Below are 18,756 nucleotides of genomic sequence, written 5' to 3'. Positions count from 1 at the left end.
TATATTTTAATATTTATGAATTATGCTAGAATACATTATTAAGTTCAGCTTAAAAAACAAGCTGATTATATTTCTATTTACAGCTCTTATTGTTGGTTTCGGAATACTATCGTTAAGTCAAATTCCTATTGGAGCTGTTCCAGATATCACCAACAATCAAGTACAAGTTATTACCACATCACGCCATTTATCCACGCAAGATGTAGAACAGTTTATTACCTATCCGGTAGAATTAGAAATGGCTAATTTACCGGGAGTAGAAGAAATTCGTTCTGTATCTAAATTTGGGTTATCCGTAGTTACCATTGTTTTTGAAGATGAAATGGGCACCTACCTACCTAGACAACTTATTGCCGAAAAAATTAAGTCGGCTTCAGAAAAAATCCCCGAAGGCTTTGGCAGCCCAGAAATGGGGCCTATTACCACAGGTTTAGGAGAAATTTATCAATACATTTTAGATGTAAAGCCAGGTTATGAAAATCAGTATTCAGCAACGGATTTAAGAACCATTCAAGATTGGTTAGTAAAACGACAACTTTCAGGAATTCCAGGAGTGGTTGAAGTAAATACATGGGGAGGATTTTTAAAGCAATATGAAGTTGCTATTAATCCGAGACAATTAAATGCCATGAACATTTCAATCACCGAAATCTATAATGCTCTAGAAAAAAACAACAGTGTGGCAGGTGGAGGTTACATCGAAAAAAACAATCAATCTTTTTTTATACGCGGTGAAGGTTTGGTAAAATCCTTAACGGATATTGAAAATATAGTGGTAAAAAACACCTCAACTCCTATCTATATTAAAGATGTCGCTAAAGTTGGGTATGGCAGTGCAACACGTTTTGGTGCTATTACCGGAAACGGAGAAGGCGAAAAAGTTTTAGGGCAAATTATGATGCTTAAAGATGGAAACTCTCAAGCTGTTATTAATGCTGTAAAAGAACGCGTCGCCTCTATTCAACAGACGCTACCTGAAGGAGTTTACATCAATGGGTTTTTAGAACGAAGCGAACTTATTAACAAAACCACCTTTACAGTTTCAGAAAATTTAATCCTTGGCTCGCTCATCGTTATTTTTGTAGTGGTTTTATTACTTGGTAATTTACGTTCTGGTTTGGTCGTTGCTTCTGTAATTCCCTTGAGTCTTTTATTTGCCATTTCCATGATGAACACCTTTGGAGTGGATGCCAATTTAATGAGTCTTGGTGCCATCGATTTTGGGATTATCATTGATGGTGCGGTTATTATTGTAGAGTTCATTGCATTTCGAATTATCTCTGAAAGCGACAAACTAAAAACCCTAAATAAAGAAGCTAAACAGACCGAAATTGACAGCATTACACTGAAAAGTGCTTCAAAAATGATGAATTCAGCTGTTTTTGGTCAATTAATCATCTTAATCGTTTTCATTCCTATTTTAACTTTAAGTGGTGTTGAAGGTAAAATGTTTAGACCCATGGCACTCACTTTTAGTTTTGCCTTAATTGGTGCAATGATTCTATGCTTAACCTATGTTCCTGTGGTGGCTTCTTTATTTTTGAAACCAAGTGTGCCATCTTCAAAAAACGTATCGGTAAGACTGATGAACTTCATCAAAAAACGCTACGAACCTGTTATTAAGTGGTCTTTAGGACACAAACAAACAGTTCTTATTCTTTCCGTAATTTTATTAGCCACAAGTGTGTTTTTATTCAGCAAAATGGGAGGCGAATTTGTACCGACTTTAGACGAAGGTGATTTTGTAATTCAACCCGTTCTTAAAACAGGAACTTCTCTTGGCAAAACTATAGAGACCACTACTAAAATAGAACAGATTCTATTAGACAATTTTCCTGAAGTCGACCAAGTTGTAACCAGAATCGGTGCCGCAGAAGTTCCAACCGACCCTATGTCTATGGAAGAAAGTGATGTTATTATTAAGCTCAAACCCAAAAAAGAATGGGTTTCAGCAGATAATAAAGACGAATTAGCCGATAAATTTAAAGAAGCCTTAAAAATTATTCCAGGTTTAGAAGTCGAATTTACCCAACCTATAGAAATGCGATTTAATGAGTTAATTACAGGAGTTAGAGCCGATGTTGCTATTAAGATTTTTGGAGAAGATTTATCCATTTTAGCAAAAAAAGCTGAAGAAGTAAAATCCTTAGTGCAGAATGTAAAAGGTGCTTCCGATATTACGGTAGAAAAAGTAGAAGGTTTACCACAAATGAGCGTAGTTTTCAATCGACATAAAATTGCCCGTTATGGTTTAAACATTTCAGATGTTAATCATCTTATTTCAATGGGATTTGCCGGCGAAACTGTTGGCAATGTATTTGAAGGAGAAAAACGTTTCGACCTAGTCATTCGATTAAACGAGACTAGTCGAAAAAATTTGGCAAGTCTTCAAAATTTATACATTGATGTACCCAATGGTAGTAAGATTCCTCTGAGTGAACTAGCAGCAATCACATACACCAAAGGGCCTGCACAAATATCAAGAGATGATACAAAACGTCGTATTGTTGTTGGTATCAATGTAAGAAATCGCGATTTAGAATCTGTTGTAGAAGATGTTAGAGCAATTATTGATGCACAATTAAAACTTCCTGTAGGCTATACTATTACTTATGGAGGTCAGTTTCAAAATCTTCAGAGTGCTAAAGACCGTCTCTACGTAGTAGTCCCAATTGCCTTAGCATTAATTTTTGTGTTGTTGTATTTCGCATTTAATTCGATAAAAGAAGCTTTAATTGTATATTCTGCAATTCCATTATCGGCTGTTGGTGGTGTTTTATTATTGTGGATGCGCGACTTACCATTTAGTATTTCCGCAGGTGTTGGCTTTATAGCCCTTTTTGGTATTGCTGTACTTAATGGCATTGTACTCATTGAACATTTTAAAGCCTTACACGAAGAAGAAGGCATGGACGATATTGAAGCCTTAGTAAAACGAGGTACCACCGAACGTTTAAGACCTGTATTGTTAACCGCTACAGCCGCAGCACTCGGTTTTTTACCCATGGCCATTTCTACCAACGCTGGTGCTGAAGTACAGCGTCCATTAGCCACCGTAGTTATTGGAGGCTTATTTACCGCAACATTTCTAACCTTAGTTGTTTTACCGGTATTATATACCTGGTATAAAAAGAAAACCATTCTTAAAATTAACAAAACAGCAGTCGTAACTATTATTGGTTTTCTATTTATGTGGAATGGCAATGCACAATCTAAACTTACCGTTGAGCAAACTTTAAATTTAGCGATAGAAAATAATGCGAGTTTAAAAGCCTCTAATTTACAAATTGAAAAAAGTGAAGCCTACGTTGGCAGCGCATTTAGTTTTGATAAAACAGGGTTGTATTATAATTATGACCAAAATAACCTAGCGATAAATAATGAGCCCTTAAAGGTCTTCGGAATTGCCCAAGATTTTAAATTCCCTACAGTTTATTTTGCGGATAAAAGAGCAAATAAAGCTCTAATTCATTTAGAAGAATCGAAATATAATATCCAATTTCAACAGGTTAAAAAACGAGTCTATTCTAGCTATTATCAATTGCGTTATGCTAAACAACGTGCAGAAACCTATCGGTTTTTAGATAGTTTGTATCAAGATTTTGCACAGAAATCAGAACGCCGTTTTGAGCTAGGGGAAACCAATTATTTAGAAACCATTACAGCTCAATCTAAGCAAAAACAATTGCAAACCCTTTATAAACAAGCCTTACAAGATGTGGCTTTTTCAAAAGAACAATTAAAAGCTATTGTGCAAGTGGATAGCATTGCAATTATAGATCAAGATTTAGAAAAACTTGTTATAGATCGTCCTTCGCTGACCAATAATTCGGGATTACTTTATTTTGAACATGCTGAAAATTATCAAGATGCCCTTTATAAATCAGAAAAGCAAAGTCTTTTACCAGATCTAAGTTTTGAGTATTTTCAGGGCACGAATAGTCAGTTGAATGATCAACTTAGAGGCTATCAATTTGGGATAAAAATTCCGTTACTCTTCTTTGGGAATTCTTCAAAAATCAAAGCTTCAAAAATTGCTAAAGAAATTATAACCGAACAGAAACAGGATTATAAAGTGCAATTATCATCAGAATACCAATCGCTTTTAACGACTTTAAACAAGTATGAAGAAGCCATTAACTATTACGACACACAAGGCAAACGTTTAAAAAATGAAATCATAAAAACAGCCAACAGAACCTTTAAAGAAGGGGAAATTGACTTTTTCCAATACATCCAAAGTATCGAAACGGCAAAAGATATTGAGCTGTCTTATCTAGATAACTTAAACGCTTACAACCAAACCGTTATCAACATTAATCACCTTATTTTAAATATCTTTTAAAAATGAAATATCTATATATCTATATCCTCTTATTCGCATTTGTTTTTACGGCTTGCGGTAACGAAACTAACAGCACACCAGAAGTTGCACCTACAGCACCTGATTATACCAGCATTACAAAAGCTCAGTTTGAAAGCGAAAACATGGCGTTTGGACGCTTGCGTACATTCAATTTTAACGAAAGCATAAACGTCAACGGCATGATTGATGTGCCTCCACAAAGTAAATCGAGTATTTCTACTTTTATAGGTGGTTATATTACCAAAACACCTTTATTAATTGGAAGTGAAGTAAAAAAAGGACAACTTTTAGTTACGCTTGAAAATCCCGAGTATGTTGAAATTCAGCAAAATTACTTAGAAGTAGCCGAGCAATTGAATTACTTGAAATCGGAATTCAACCGACAAAAAACCTTATTTGAAGAGCAAATAACATCAGAAAAAAATTACCTCAAAGCCGAAAGTGCATACAAGAGCAATTTGGCGCATTATAATGGTTTACGCAAAAAACTACAAATGATGAATATTAGCCCAGAACGTGTAGTGCAAGGACAAATTTCTTCAACTATTAATCTATATGCACCATTATCAGGCACTGTAAGTAACGTAAATGTAAGTAATGGCAGCTATGTTTCACCTAGTGATGTAATTTTAGAAATTGTAGACACCGACCATATCCATTTAGAATTAATGGTCTTTGAAAAAGATATTATGAAGGTTAAAAAAGGGCAAAACATTCGTTTTCAAATTCCTGAAGCTTCAGAAGACACCTTTGATGCAGAAGTCCATTTGGTTGGCACCACCATTGATGAAGCGAGCAGACGCGTGCATGTTCATGGTCATGTAGATAATGAAGATGAACACTTTATTGTTGGTATGTTTGTTGAAGCTGAAATTATTACTGATCGTAGCAACAAGATGGGCTTGCCAAAAGAAGCTCTAGTTTCTTTAGACGATGATACGTATGTCTTAGTTTTAGAGGAAGAAAAAGAGGGAGAATTTCAGCTTCAAAAAGTAAAATTAGACTTAGGAAAACAAACCGAAGATGCTGTGGAAGTTTTAAATACCGAAGATTTAAAAAACAAGCAAATATTAGTAAAAGGAATAGGTATGTTGATGAATGAAAGTGAAGGTGGACATAGCCATTAACTTATAAGAGATTTCTTCTACCAATTAATTTTATAAACTAAAAACGCCCAAAACAATATTGTTTGGGCGTTTTTTATCCTTGATAGTCCTTTTAAAAGGCATTTTTTACTTCATTTTCATTAGCCAATGCTTCACATCAACTTCTGCTTTAATGATATCTTTTAAATCTTCAATCTTAACACGCTTTTGTTCCATAGTGTCTCTATGACGAATGGTAACCGATTGATCCTCTAAAGTATCATGATCTACAGTAATACAAAATGGTGTTCCATTAGCATCTTGTCTTCTGTAACGTCTTCCAACGGCATCCTTTTCATCGTAAGTAACGTTAAAATCCCACTTTAAATCGTCTACAATCTGTTTTGCCACTTCAGGTAAGCCATCTTTTTTAACCAATGGTAAAATTGCCGCTTTTGTAGGTGCTAATACGGCTGGTAATTTTAAAACCGTTCTAGTGGTATTGTTGTCTAATTCTTCTTCCACTAAAGCGTTTGAAAACACCGCTAAGAACATACGATCTAAACCTATAGACGTTTCTAAAACGTAAGGTGTATAACTGGCATTATCTTCATGGTCAAAATACTGTAGTTTTTTACCAGAGAATTTCTCATGTTGTTTCAAATCGAAATCCGTACGTGAGTGAATACCTTCTAATTCTTTAAATCCGAATGGAAATTTAAACTCAATATCTGTTGCAGCGTCTGCATAATGTGCTAATTTTTCATGATCGTGGAAACGGTAGTTTTCTTCACCCATTCCGAGTGACAAATGCCATTTCATACGTGTTTCTTTCCAGTGCTCAAACCATTCTTTTTGTGTGCCTGGCTTAATAAAAAACTGCATTTCCATTTGTTCAAACTCGCGCATTCTAAAAATAAATTGTCTTGCAACAATCTCGTTTCTAAACGCCTTTCCTGTTTGTGCAATTCCGAAAGGAATCTTCATACGTCCTGATTTCTGAACGTTTAAGAAATTTACAAAAATACCTTGAGCGGTTTCTGGCCTTAAATATAAGTCCATCGCAGTTTCTGCCGAAGCTCCTAGTTTGGTACCAAACATTAAGTTGAATTGCTTAACATCGGTCCAATTACGACTTCCTGCTACAGGACAAGCAATTTCCAATTCTTCAATCAATGCTTTTACGTCTGCTAAATCTTCTTTTTCTAAAGATTGCCCTAAACGTTTTAAAATAGCATCAATTTTTTCTTGATAACCAACAACACGTCCGTTAGTAGAAACAAATTCTTCCTTATTAAAAGCCTCTCCAAAGCGTTTTTCAGCTTTTTTAACTTCTTTTTCAATTTTAGCTTCAATTTTAGCACAATAATCTTCTACTAAAACATCGGCTCTATATCGCTTTTTAGAATCCTTGTTATCAATTAAAGGATCACTAAATGCATCGACGTGGCCAGAAGCCTTCCATGTGGTTGGATGCATAAATATTGCAGCATCAATACCTACAATATTATCATGCATTTGTACCATGGCTTTCCACCAATAGTCTCTTATATTCTTTTTTAATTCTACTCCATTTTGAGCATAATCGTATACTGCACTAAGTCCGTCGTAGATTTCACTACTCTGAAACACGTAACCATACTCCTTTGCGTGAGAGATTACTTTTTTAAATTGATCTTCGTTTGCCATAATACTGCAAAAATAGAAAACCGCTCTGATTAACAGAACGGTTTTTAAAAAATTATAACTTAATTATGTGTAATATTTACTTTAAGTTAAGACTTGTGCTTCCTAATTTAACATTTTCATGAAAAACATTAATAAAATAATAGCCTTTTAAGAAGGGTTGATCCTCATTGCTAGCAAGGATCGCTATACATATCTCTAGGTTCTCTTTCTGGTAATACACAACTTCCTTTTGACTGTAATTTAACGAGGTGTCACCGTAAAACACTTCTCCTTTATCCGCTATTACATTACCTTGTGGACTCACAATCTGTATATAAATATCTTTTTTACCCTCTAAAGCTAATGGGTTTTCATTTAAAGTAATACAAACATCAATAGCATTGGCACGTTTTGCCCGATCTGTAAATCGTTTTTTTCCAGATTTTAATTTATAAGATTGTGCCTTAATATTGCTAGCCTTTATGATGGCAGCATGATCAATGGTTTTGTACAATGAATCATTAACCGCTTCTAAGCCATTAATTTTTACTCTGTTATTTTTTATCGTATTTAAAGCATAACGTTTTTCATTCTGCAATTTTCTGTTAGCAGAATTTAGAGAATCCACAGTACTGAGCAGTACTTTATTCTTAGATTTTAATACGATAAGCTGATCTTTAAACTTAGTGATAATGGATAAATCACTATTTAATAATTTCAAAGAATCTAAAGCATTACGCGCTTCTAATTTTGCTTCCGTAAGCTGAGACGTCATAAAATTATAGTCCTGACTTAGCTCATCATAACTTAAGAGTAGTTCTGATAGCTCTGTTTCTATCAAACCTTTTTCTTGTTTTAAGAAATCTTCGTAAGATTCAATGGACTTATATTTACTAAAACTATATATTCCTAAAACAGTTAAAACAACTAATAAAGAACTAATAATTAATCTATAATTAAATAGCTGAGGGTTAACTATCATTATTAATTTTATTAATTTAAAGCGAAATTAGAGTTAAATGAAGTCTAACTTTATTTTAATCGATTAAATGATGAAAAACTTGTTAAACTTGTTCTTTCCAACAGTTTGCGAAGCCTGCAACAATGTTTTAGCGGATAATGAAGAGGTCTTATGTGTCTCTTGCAGACATCATTTGCCTGTAACTAATTTTCATTTTGATAATACCGAAGCCGTCAAAAAAGTTCTTTACGGACGTGTTAAATTAGAAAACGCTACCGCATTATTACACTTTTCTAAAAAAGGAATGGTACAGCAAATGCTTCACAATTTAAAATATAGAGGTCATGAACACATTAGTGAATTCTTAGGAAAATGGTTAGGTGCAGAATTAGCATCTATTAGAGCTTATAAACATATAGATACTGTTGTACCTGTGCCGTTACATCAATCGAGATTGAGAAAACGCGGTTATAATCAGGTCGCCAAATTTGGCCAGGAAATTGCGAAAGCTTTAAATGCAGCTTATAATGATTCGGTTTTAATAAAAATTAAATCGACTAAAACTCAAGTTTTTAAAGCACGAATTAGACGTTGGAATGACGATGGAGCCCTATTTAATATTTCTGAAAACCAATCCTTAGTTGGTAAGCATATTTTATTGGTTGATGATATTATTACAACTGGAGCCACTGTTGAAGCTTGTGCTACGGTTTTGTTAAAAATTAATAATATTAAGTTAAGTCTTGCTACTATGGCAATTGCAGATTGATTTTTTCGTTTCTAAATAAATTATATTGTTTCTTTGTGCTAAATTATTTTAAGTAGATGCGTATATATTTAATGCGAATTTTAATTCTGATTTTTGCAACAGTAACGATTGCAAGTTGTGCTAACCGAGGTATGCCTAGTGGTGGAGAAAAAGATATTTTACCTCCAGAAATCACCCGTTCTGTACCCGAAAATTTCTCAACCAATTTTAAAGGTGATGAGATTAAAATTTATTTTAATGAATACGTTAAAATAAAGGACCTTAGAAAACAACTTATTGTTTCACCTCCAATGAATTCAGATCCTGTTGTAACACCAATGAGTGGAGCCAGTGATTACATTTCAATCAAAATCAAAGATACTTTAGAAGCGAATACAACCTATGCTTTTAATTTTGGTGAAAGTATTGTAGATAACAACGAAGAAAACCCTTACCCTTATTATCGCTATGTCTTCTCTACAGGAAATGTTATTGATTCATTGTCGGTAAAAGGTTATGTTGTTGATGCTTTAAAAGAAGAACCAGATACCTTTATTTCGGTAATGTTATATGAGGTAGATTCTACATATACAGATTCTATTGTATACAAACAAAAACCAAGATACATTACGAATACACTTGATAGTCTTACCTCTTTTAGTATTGACAATATTAAAGCAGGAACTTATAAACTAATTGCATTAAAAGATAAGAACTCCAATTACATGTTCAATCAAAAAAATGACAAAATAGGTTTTAAAGAAGATTTTATTACCGTACCCACCGAGGAATCGTACAAACTTAAACTTTTTAGCGAAAAAGTAAATTACAAAGCTATAAAACCATCGCAAGATGGAGAAACAAGAATTATCTTCCCTTATGAAGGCGATTATGAGTCTATGCGAATTAAAGTCCTAGGAGATACACCTGAAGGTTACAAAACACGAATTGTCAAAGACAAAAAAACAGATACTCTGTACTATTGGTATAAACCAAAATTTGAAATTGACACCACATTTTTCATCGTTAGTAATGACAAACAAATTGACACCTTTAAACATCGTTTTAGAACGATTAAAGGAGATTCATTAACGATTAAACCAACAGCACAAGGTCTATTAAATTTTAATGAAGATTTTACAATAGAAGCCAATATTCCATTGACCAAAATTGACACAACCAAAATAAAGATTATAGACAAAGATTCTTTAGCCGTACCACTAAAGGTAGAATACGACTCTATTTTTAATACTTATAAATTCCCAATTGATAAACAAGAAGGTCAGAATTACACCTTTACGATGCTTCCTGGCACATTTACCGATTTCTATGAAGGTACAAATACAGATACCTTAACTTATTCTATTAAAACCAAAATGAAATCTGAATATGGAAATATAAGAGTTAATATTAGAAATGCTAAATTCCCATTAATTATACAATTGGTGAGTGAAAAAGGAGAGGTAATGTATGAGCGTTATGCAAAAGACAATCCTGTGGTAGATTTTAGAAATTTAGTCCCTAGAAAATATAAATTACGTGCCATTTTTGACACTAATGAAAATGGCAAATATGATACTGGAAATTTCTTATTAGGCATACAACCCGAACGTGTTAGTTACTCCGAACCCATCGAAGAAGTCAGGTCTAATTTTGACTTTGTTGAAGAGTTTATACTTTTAGATTAAAGTCATCTCTATCATTTAAAAAATTCAATTTTTCTCGGTATTTAGTAATCGTATCTTTTTCTAAAACTACGATTGCTGTAGCATCCTCGTTTTCTGATAAGTCATCCATTCTGTTTCCTAAAACATCATATGCAGCCGAGTGACCAGAATACTCATGATTATTGCCATCTAACCCTACCCTATTTACTCCAACACAATAGGTCATATTCTCAATTGCTCTAGCTTCTAATAAGGCATCCCAAGCCTTAATACGAACTTTTGGCCAATTAGCCACATAGATTAAAACGTCGTAATCCTCAACATTTCTAGCCCAAACCGGGAAACGCAAATCATAACAAACTAGCGGACAAATTTTCCAACCTCTATAGTTAAAAATCACTTTTTCAGTTCCAGCAGTATAAACCTTGTGCTCTCCTGCCAAAGTAAAGGTATGACGTTTATCGTAAGTTGTAATTCTCCCTGAAGGCTCCACACAAACCATACGATTATAAAAATTATCGTGTTCTGAAATCACAAGACTTCCCATAATTACAGCTTGCTTTTCATTTGCTTTTTCTTTTAGCCAAGTTAGGGTGTCACCATCCATAGTTTCTGCAACCTTATCAGGATTCATCGTAAAACCAGAGGTAAACATTTCTGGTAACACAATAAGATCAACCTTTGTTAAAATAGCATTTATCTTATGGTTTAAAACACGTCTATTTTCTTCCGGATTTTCCCAAACTAAATCAGTTTGAATAATCGCAACGTTCAATTCTTTATTCATAGCTTAAAATTACAAATTTGAATTCAAAAAAAAGATATAAAAAAAAGCAACCTAAAAAGCAGATGCGATGGTCTATCTGCTTTTTAAATTGCTCTAATACATTAACAAAACGTAATTCTATAATTTACTTTTTGTTTTAGCGACTTTGTCTGTAAGCTTTTCTAGTTTATCAAGCCACTTAATTTCGTCTTGAGGTGATAGCTTACCTTTTCTTTTTAGCTTTTCATATTTTTTCTGTGATTTGCTCAAATTACTTTCAGCTTTTTCAAAATTCTTTTGGAGCTTTTCTTTTTTCTTTAATGCCTTTTCAGCTTTTTTCTGAGCTTTTTCTGCTTTCTTCTGCGCTTTTTCAGCATCCGCTTTTTCCTTCTCCAAATGTTTAGCCGCTTTCTCCTTTTCTTTTACAGCTTTTTCTTCTTCTTTCTTAAGTTTTGCAGCCGCCTTTTCAGATTTTACGGCTTCTGCCTTCGCTTCTTCGGCTTTTAATTTAGCCTTGGCTTCAACTTCTTCAGCTTTTGCTGCTTCCAACTTTACTGCGGCTTCTGCTTTAATTTTTTCTGTAATCACAGCAGCTTCTTTAAAAATAACTGCTTTTTCTTCTAAACTTAAAGTTGCCGTAACATCTTTACCTTCTAAAAATATTTTTTCGTTTTTAACTTCGTAAATTTTGCCATCTTTTGTTACTTCTTGTGCAAAAGTCGTTAGCGATAAGCTTAAGAATAATAAGATAATATAATATTTCATTGTTTTAGGGTTTAACTGTTCAAGCCTATGACACAGAATTCTACTAAAAGTAACTTAAATTTTTAATAAAATTTCTGCGGCTTTAATCAAAGTTTCATCGGTTTTAGCAAAACAAAATCGTAATACCTTATCATCTTTATGATTAGCATTAAAGACCGAAAGCGGAATGGCCGCTAATTTAAAATCTATAGTTAATCGTTTAGCAAAATCAACATCGTGTTCATCCGTGATTTCAGAATAATCTAGAACTTGAAAATAGGTCCCTTGTGAGGGTTGATATTTGAATCTAGATTCTGAAATCAGATTTAAAAACAAGTCGCGTTTCCGCTGAAAAAAAGCATTTAATCCCAAGTAGGTTTCTGCATCTTGCATATAATCGGCAATACCCTTTTGCGAAGGGTGATGTACCGAAAACACATTAAACTGATGCACTTTTCTAAACTCAGACATTAATGCTTTTGGCGCGCAGCAATACCCAATTTTCCAGCCCGTATTATGGAATGTCTTACCAAAAGAAGCCGTAATAAAACTACGTTGTTTTAAATCCTTAAACAAACAAGCACTCTGATGTTGTGCCTCGTCAAAAACAATATGTTCGTAAACTTCATCACTTAATACAATAATATTAGTGTTATTAGTTAATTTTTGAAGTTGAAGCATATCCTCTTTAGACCATATCGTTCCACTTGGATTGTGTGGCGAATTAATAATAATCATTTTTGTCTGAGACGAAATTTTTGAAGCCACCTCTTCCCAATTGACGTTATAATTTGGAGCAGATAATTGTACCGAAATTGTTTTCCCTCCGTTAATTTCAACAGCAGGCTCATAGCAATCGTAGGCGGGCTTAAATATAATTACCTCATCATTTGGTCTTATAAAAGCTGAAATAATTGTAAAAATTGCTTGGGTTGCTCCTGCTGTTACTGTGATTTCTTTTTCAGGATGATAGGTACTATTATAAAGGCGTTCGTACTTATTAGAAATAGCTAATCGCAACTCTAAATTTCCGGCCATTGGTGCGTATTGGTTATACCCATTATTCATGGCTCTAGTAACCAAATCATTCAATTTTTGAGAACTCGGATAATTAGGAAAGCCTTGCGAAAGGTTCAAGGCATTATGTTCATTTGACAACGCACTCATTACAGTGAAAATGGTTGTGCCGACTTTAGGTAATTTGGAATTGAAATTCATATGTTTACAGCTATTATTTTTCAAACGTCACTTGCTATACGCTAGGAATCACCACCTTGAATGATAAAACTTTTAACATGCTTATTTCATAAAAAAATGATCTTTATCTGCGAAAACATTAAAGATATAAAACAAGCTTTTCTATCTTTACAAAAACACAAATAATATTAATTATGCGCTTATTAAAACTTCTTTTCTTTTTTATTGTTTTTCAAGTCTCAGCCCAACAAGGTGGTATGTGGATTCCTTCACTTTTAGAAGGTATGAACGAAGACGAAATGCATAGTTTGGGCAGTAAATTAACCGCTCAAGACATTTATGATGTCAATAATTCTAGCTTAAAAGATGCCATTGGTCATTTTAATGGTGGCTGTACCAGTGAAGTCATTTCAAATCAAGGTTTGGTATTGACTAATCATCATTGTGGTTTTGGACAAATTCAATCCCATTCTTCTTTAGAAAATGATTATTTAAAAGATGGATTTTGGGCCATGAATTTGGAAGAAGAATTACCAAATGAAGGTTTGTATATAGAATTTATAGTAAGTATTCATGATGTTTCAGAAGTGGTTTTAAACGGAATCACTGACGAGATGACCGAAACTGAAAAGCAATCCTTAATTTCGAAAAATAGCAATACCGTTTTAAAATCTTGGCCAAGAGAATCATGGCAAGATGTCAAAACCAAAGCCTTTTATGAAGGCAATCAGTACTTCCTTTTTGTAACAGAACGTTTTGAAGATATTCGTTTGGTTGGGGCACCTCCAACAAGTATTGGTAAGTTTGGAAGTGACACCGACAACTGGGTATTCCCAAGACATACTGGTGATTTTTCATTATTCCGAATTTATGCAGATGCTAATAATCGTCCTGCCAAATACAGCAAAGACAACAAACCGTATACACCAAAACATTTTCTTCCAATCTCTTTAGATGGTGTTGAAGAAGGGGATTTTACTATGGTGTTTGGCTTCCCTGGGACTACTAGCGAATATTTACCAGCAGTTGCCATTGAACATATTACAAAAGAATTTAACCCAACAAACATTGCTATTCGAGAAGCTGCTTTAAAAGTCATTGATCAAAAAATGAAAGAAAGCGACGATATTAGAATTAAATATGCCTCTAAGCAAGCTCGAATTGCAAACGCTTGGAAAAAGTGGATCGGTGAAAATTTAGGTATTAAGAAAAGTAACGCCGTTGAAAAACGTAAAGCTTTTGAAACGACTTTCACCAAGGCCTTAAAAGAAAAAGGGTTAGAAGATAAATACGGAAACATTCTACCAGAATTTGACCGACTTTATAAAGATTTTGCACCGATAAACATTAAACGTAGAAATTTTATTGAAGTCTTTTTAGTGACTAACGAATTAATGCAAATGACCTTTAGAGCCTACCAGGTTGAGCAAGCATTAATTGCTAATCCTGCAAGTCTTGACAGAGCAAAAGCTAGCTTAACAGGAACTTTACAAGGAATCCACAAAAATTACGATGTTGATTTAGACAAAGGCGTCTATCAAAATGTAATGCCTTTATATGGAAAACCTGTAGATCCTACTATTTATGATAATACCGCATTTACCAATTTAGAATCAGCTTTAAAATTACTTGAAGGAAATGCCGATGAAGTCATAAAAAATCTAAATAATGATGCTGCGTATGCGTATGCAAAACCGATTATCGCTGAGTTTTTTAATACGATAGACGCTGAGTACCAACAAAAAAATGCACCTATTACTGCACTTCAGACAAAATACATGACAGCGCTTATGGAAGCCTTACCTAACGAACGTTATTTTCCAGATGCTAATAGCACGCTTCGTGTTACTTACGGACAAGTACGAGGCTACTCACCAAGAGATGCAGTGTATTATAATCCTGTAAGTTATTTAGATGGTGTTATTGAAAAATACATTCCAGATGATTATGAATTTGATGTCCCTCAAAAATTAATTGAGTTATACGAAGCCAAAGATTACGGCCAATATGCAGATAGCAACGGAAAAGTACCTGTTTGCTTCTTAGGAACAAACCACACTACAGGCGGAAACTCAGGAAGTCCTGCGATCGATGCTCATGGAAATTTAGTTGGATTAAACTTTGACCGTGTTTGGGAAGGGACTATGAGTGATATGAATTACGACCCAGAAATTTGCCGAAACATTATGGTAGATTTACGTTATGTCCTTTTTATAGTTGACAAATATGCTGGCGCCAAACATTTAATTGATGAAATGGAGTTAGTACATCCTAAAAAAGATAGTTCTAAGAAAAAGAAGCGAAACAAAAAACGTAAGAAACGGAATTAGTTGTTAGTGATTGGTTGCTTAATTGATAATTGCTGACAAGAACATATTAGACCTCAAAGGTTTTTGAAACCTTTGAGGTCTTTTTTGTTTCTAACTTAAGAGCTTCTCGATACAATTTTATCGTGCCTCAAAAATCACTCGAAGTGACGGAATCTTCATAACTATAAAACAGCATCGTCAGTTCGAGTGAAATTGCTTTTTCTGCAATTTCATATCGAGAACCACATAAAAAAGCATCATAATTATGCTAAAAATTAAATTACTCTAAAAATAATAATTCCAAATAAATAGATTGCCACGTCACTAAAAAGCTAATCGCAATGACGTAAACATAAAAAAATCCCAAACACTAATGCTTGGGATTTTTCAATTATAAGATTTCTGCTTGCGCAGGAATTTATTAGTATCTGTAATGCTCAGGCTTATAAGGACCTTCAACGGTTACACCAATGTATTCCGCTTGGTAGTCTTTAAGCTCTGTAAGCTCAACACCTATTTTTTCTAAGTGTAATTTTGCTACTTTTTCATCTAAATGCTTTGGTAGCATATAGACGTCATTGTCGTACTTATCACTATTTTTCCAAAGTTCAATTTGCGCTAAAGTTTGGTTTGTAAATGAATTACTCATTACAAAACTTGGGTGACCAGTTGCACAACCTAAGTTTACTAAACGACCTTCAGCTAAAATGATAATATCTTTTCCGTTGATGTTGTATTTATCAACTTGTGGCTTAATCGTATCTTTAGTGTTACCATAGTTTTTATTTAACCAATCCATTTGGATTTCGTTATCAAAATGACCAATATTACAAACGATAACTTTGTCTTTCATCGCTTCAAAATGCTCAGCACGAACGATATCTTTATTTCCAGTAGTAGTGATAATAATATCAGAATTAGCAACAACAGTTTCTAATTTCTTTACTTCAAAACCATCCATTGCAGCTTGTAAAGCACAAATAGGATCAATTTCAGTAACCGTTACAATAGAACCAGCACCTTTAAAAGAAGCCGCTGTACCTTTACCAACATCACCATAACCACAAACAGTAACACGTTTACCAGCTAACATAATATCTGTTGCTCTACGAATGGCATCTACTGCAGATTCTTTACAACCATATTTATTATCAAACTTAGATTTTGTTACAGAATCGTTTACGTTAATTGCAGGCATCGTTAACGTACCATTTTTTACACGCTCATAAAGTCTGTGAACTCCAGTTGTTGTTTCTTCAGAAAGTCCTTTAATTCCATCCGCTAATTCAGGGTAACGATCTAAAACCATATTGGTTAAATCACCACCATCATCTAAAATCATGTTTAATGGTTTACGATCTTCACCAAAGAATAATGTTTGCTCAATACACCAATCAAATTCTTCTTCTGTTAATCCTTTCCATGCATAAACCGCAGTTCCTGTAGCAGCAATGGCGGCAGCAGCTTGATCTTGCGTAGAGAAAATATTACAAGAACTCCAAGTGACTTCAGCTCCAAGAGCTTGTAACGTTTCTATTAAAACTGCCGTTTGAATTGTCATATGAAGACAACCAGCAATTCGTGCTCCTTTTAAAGGTTGCTCGTTTTTATATTCTTCACGTAAACTCATTAAGCCTGGCATTTCTGCTTCAGCCAATTCAATTTCTTTTCTTCCCCAAGCCGCAAGCGACATATCCTTTACCTTATTAGGTACGTAAGCAACAGTTTTTGTACTCATATTATTTTCTTTGTTTATATATTTTGAAACACCTTTGGGGTTAACACTTAAATAGTTAAATTCGCTTTTCTAAAAAATGCTAATCTGCCTTAGGCCGTGCAAAGATAATCAATAACATTCATAATTCTAAATGCCACTATACAAATCCATTAGTGTAAATTCACAAACTACTGTTAAAATCTGGAAGATTGAAGAATCATACGATGCTTTGATTCAATCTTTAGATTTAAAACCACAAAGCTTACAACGCGTATTGGGTATGAAAAGTGAGCTACATCAACGCGGATTTTTAAGCGTTAGACATTTGTTACACGAATTTGGGTACACAGATCAGGATTTATATTATGACGAAAACGGAAAACCACACCTTAACGATGGTAAACACATTTCCATTACACATTCGTTTACATTTTCTGGAGTTATTGTTAGTGATAATGAAGTTGGTATTGATATTGAAAAGCAACGTGAAAAAATAGGAGTTATTGCGCATAAGTTTGTCGATTATGAATACAATTATTTAAAACCTACAGACGAAGATTATATTAAGAGACTTACCGTCATTTGGGGAATAAAAGAATCCCTTTACAAACTTTTTGCTACTCCTGGCATGTTATTTAAAGACCATTTTTTAGTCATCCCGTTTATGTTAAAAGATGGAGAAACCGTCGCTTGGATAGATTATAAAAACAAAAAGTACAGATATAATACCGCTTTTTTAGAATTTGAAGGTTTTACTTGTGCTTATGTGGTCCCGTAATGAATAATAATCTCTTCAAAAATATAATCGACGCTTCAGAAAAGGGCATTAAACAATTAGCTGTTTTAATAGACCCAGATAAGATGGCAATTGAAACCGTTGCAAGTTTTATGGCTAAAGTCAACCAGTCTATTGCCACACATATTTTTGTAGGAGGAAGTGAAGTTGACGAAGGTTTAACTGAAACCTTGGTCGTAGAAATAAAAAAACACACCCTAATTCCTATAATATTATTTCCTGGAGATGTCATTCAAATTACAGATAAAGCGGATGGGATTTTATTTTTATCCTTAATTTCTGGTCGTAATCCGGACTATCTTATAGGGAAACAGGTAGAAGCCGTTTCAAAATTAGCCAAGACTCATCTTGAAATTATCCCAACAGGTTATTTACTTATTGAAAATGGAAAAGAAACGGCCGTACAACGCGTCAGCGAAACAAAGCCAATACAACGAAAAGACCTTCAAATTATAAAAGATACCGCAAAAGCAGGAGAATTATTAGGCATGAAACTCATCTATCTCGAAGCTGGTAGTGGAGCAACACATGCTATTGAGCCTCATATTATTTCCGAAGTTAAACAACAATTAAACATCCCTCTAATCGTTGGTGGAGGTATAAGAACCAAAACAGAAATGGAAGCCGCCTACAAATCAGGAGCAGATATTGTTGTCATTGGAACTGCTTTTGAAGAAGACGACGCTTTTTTTGATGAATTAAAAATTCAACCAACATTCAACGAATAAGATT

General features: G+C 34.0%; 13 protein-coding genes. 7 read left to right on the top strand and 6 right to left on the bottom strand.

Translation table 11 applies throughout. From position 1 onward, the window contains the following. The first annotated feature begins 22 nt into the window (after positions 1–22). Together ACXGSQ_RS05005 and ACXGSQ_RS05000 are read left to right on the top strand one after the other, a co-directional pair. Positions 23–4,345 carry a CusA/CzcA family heavy metal efflux RND transporter gene (locus ACXGSQ_RS05005; protein WP_458628531.1) on the top strand — a complete coding sequence of 1,441 codons (4,323 nt, stop codon included), beginning with the start codon at positions 23–25 and terminating at the stop codon, positions 4,343–4,345. Positions 4,346–4,347: 2 nt separating this feature from the next. Continuing rightward, positions 4,348–5,493, top strand: coding sequence for an efflux RND transporter periplasmic adaptor subunit (locus tag ACXGSQ_RS05000; protein ID WP_458628530.1), 1,146 nt, complete (start codon positions 4,348–4,350; stop codon positions 5,491–5,493). A gap of 105 nt (positions 5,494–5,598) precedes the next feature. Here the strand turns inward: ACXGSQ_RS05000 and ACXGSQ_RS04995 are convergent, their stop codons facing one another. Together ACXGSQ_RS04995 and ACXGSQ_RS04990 are read right to left on the bottom strand one after the other, a co-directional pair. Further along, positions 5,599–7,140: a glycine--tRNA ligase gene (locus ACXGSQ_RS04995; RefSeq protein WP_458628529.1), complete on the bottom strand. Its 1,542-nt coding sequence runs from the start codon at positions 7,138–7,140 to the stop codon at positions 5,599–5,601. A 76-nt stretch (positions 7,141–7,216) separates the two neighbouring features. Further along, positions 7,217–8,101, bottom strand: coding sequence for a hypothetical protein (locus ACXGSQ_RS04990; RefSeq protein ID WP_458628528.1), 885 nt, complete (start codon positions 8,099–8,101; stop codon positions 7,217–7,219). A 70-nt stretch (positions 8,102–8,171) separates the two neighbouring features. Here ACXGSQ_RS04990 and ACXGSQ_RS04985 point away from each other — a divergent pair, with 70 nt between their 5' ends. Together ACXGSQ_RS04985 and ACXGSQ_RS04980 are read left to right on the top strand one after the other, a co-directional pair. Continuing rightward, on the top strand, positions 8,172–8,849 hold the full coding sequence (locus tag ACXGSQ_RS04985) for a ComF family protein (protein WP_458628527.1): 678 nt from the start codon (positions 8,172–8,174) through the stop codon (positions 8,847–8,849). Positions 8,850–8,905: 56 nt separating this feature from the next. Continuing rightward, entirely contained in the window at positions 8,906–10,516 is a 1,611-nt protein-coding gene (locus ACXGSQ_RS04980) for an Ig-like domain-containing domain (protein WP_458628526.1), read from the top strand. Here the strand turns inward: ACXGSQ_RS04980 and ACXGSQ_RS04975 are convergent. The 3 genes from ACXGSQ_RS04975 to ACXGSQ_RS04965 all read right to left on the bottom strand — a co-directional run bounded on the left by ACXGSQ_RS04975 (position 10,500) and on the right by ACXGSQ_RS04965 (position 13,223). Beyond that, entirely contained in the window at positions 10,500–11,282 is a 783-nt protein-coding gene (locus ACXGSQ_RS04975) for an amidohydrolase (RefSeq protein WP_458628525.1), read from the bottom strand. The genes ACXGSQ_RS04980 and ACXGSQ_RS04975 overlap by 17 nt on opposite strands. 117 nt (positions 11,283–11,399) lie before the next feature. Further along, complete coding sequence (locus ACXGSQ_RS04970; protein ID WP_458628524.1) at positions 11,400–12,026, bottom strand: hypothetical protein; 627 nt, start codon at positions 12,024–12,026, stop codon at positions 11,400–11,402. 54 nt (positions 12,027–12,080) lie between these two features. Further along, the gene (locus ACXGSQ_RS04965; RefSeq protein WP_458628523.1) at positions 12,081–13,223 is read right to left on the bottom strand and encodes a methionine aminotransferase; all 1,143 of its coding nucleotides are present in this window, start codon (positions 13,221–13,223) and stop codon (positions 12,081–12,083) included. Between the two features lie 173 nt (positions 13,224–13,396). Between ACXGSQ_RS04965 and ACXGSQ_RS04960 the strand changes: the two genes are divergently transcribed. Then, entirely contained in the window at positions 13,397–15,532 is a 2,136-nt protein-coding gene (locus ACXGSQ_RS04960; RefSeq protein ID WP_458628522.1) for a S46 family peptidase, read from the top strand. A 400-nt stretch (positions 15,533–15,932) separates the two neighbouring features. On the opposite strand, the gene ahcY is transcribed toward ACXGSQ_RS04960, so the two are convergent. Beyond that, positions 15,933–17,249 (bottom strand): adenosylhomocysteinase, encoded by a 1,317-nt coding sequence (gene ahcY, locus ACXGSQ_RS04955; protein ID WP_458628521.1) that lies wholly within the window; start codon positions 17,247–17,249, stop codon positions 15,933–15,935. A 130-nt stretch (positions 17,250–17,379) separates the two neighbouring features. Here ahcY and ACXGSQ_RS04950 point away from each other — a divergent pair, with 130 nt between their 5' ends. Both ACXGSQ_RS04950 and ACXGSQ_RS04945 read left to right on the top strand, forming a co-directional pair. After that, positions 17,380–18,006 carry a 4'-phosphopantetheinyl transferase family protein gene (locus tag ACXGSQ_RS04950; protein ID WP_458628520.1) on the top strand — a complete coding sequence of 209 codons (627 nt, stop codon included), beginning with the start codon at positions 17,380–17,382 and terminating at the stop codon, positions 18,004–18,006. Further along, positions 18,006–18,752, top strand: coding sequence for a phosphoglycerol geranylgeranyltransferase (locus ACXGSQ_RS04945; protein WP_458628519.1), 747 nt, complete (start codon positions 18,006–18,008; stop codon positions 18,750–18,752). Before ACXGSQ_RS04950 ends, ACXGSQ_RS04945 begins: the two co-directional genes overlap by 1 nt. The last annotated feature ends 4 nt before the right edge of the window (positions 18,753–18,756 follow it).

Source organism: Winogradskyella sp. PC D3.3 (assembly GCF_054366245.1).
Note: the sequence above shows the minus strand (reverse complement) of the source record. Positions and strands in the feature narration are given on the sequence as shown.

Bases quoted from the DNA above. Each gene is read 5' to 3' on its own strand.
- ACXGSQ_RS05005 (WP_458628531.1), top strand. From the start codon at position 23: ATGCTAGAATACATTATTAAGTTCAGCTTAAAAAACAAGCTGATTATA.
- ACXGSQ_RS05000 (WP_458628530.1), top strand. From the start codon at position 4,348: ATGAAATATCTATATATCTATATCCTCTTATTCGCATTTGTTTTTACG.
- ACXGSQ_RS04995 (WP_458628529.1), bottom strand. From the start codon at position 7,140: ATGGCAAACGAAGATCAATTTAAAAAAGTAATCTCTCACGCAAAGGAG.
- ACXGSQ_RS04990 (WP_458628528.1), bottom strand. From the start codon at position 8,101: ATGATAGTTAACCCTCAGCTATTTAATTATAGATTAATTATTAGTTCT.
- ACXGSQ_RS04985 (WP_458628527.1), top strand. From the start codon at position 8,172: ATGAAAAACTTGTTAAACTTGTTCTTTCCAACAGTTTGCGAAGCCTGC.
- ACXGSQ_RS04980 (WP_458628526.1), top strand. From the start codon at position 8,906: ATGCGTATATATTTAATGCGAATTTTAATTCTGATTTTTGCAACAGTA.
- ACXGSQ_RS04975 (WP_458628525.1), bottom strand. From the start codon at position 11,282: ATGAATAAAGAATTGAACGTTGCGATTATTCAAACTGATTTAGTTTGG.
- ACXGSQ_RS04970 (WP_458628524.1), bottom strand. From the start codon at position 12,026: ATGAAATATTATATTATCTTATTATTCTTAAGCTTATCGCTAACGACT.
- ACXGSQ_RS04965 (WP_458628523.1), bottom strand. From the start codon at position 13,223: ATGAATTTCAATTCCAAATTACCTAAAGTCGGCACAACCATTTTCACT.
- ACXGSQ_RS04960 (WP_458628522.1), top strand. From the start codon at position 13,397: ATGCGCTTATTAAAACTTCTTTTCTTTTTTATTGTTTTTCAAGTCTCA.
- ahcY (WP_458628521.1), bottom strand. From the start codon at position 17,249: ATGAGTACAAAAACTGTTGCTTACGTACCTAATAAGGTAAAGGATATG.
- ACXGSQ_RS04950 (WP_458628520.1), top strand. From the start codon at position 17,380: ATGCCACTATACAAATCCATTAGTGTAAATTCACAAACTACTGTTAAA.
- ACXGSQ_RS04945 (WP_458628519.1), top strand. From the start codon at position 18,006: ATGAATAATAATCTCTTCAAAAATATAATCGACGCTTCAGAAAAGGGC.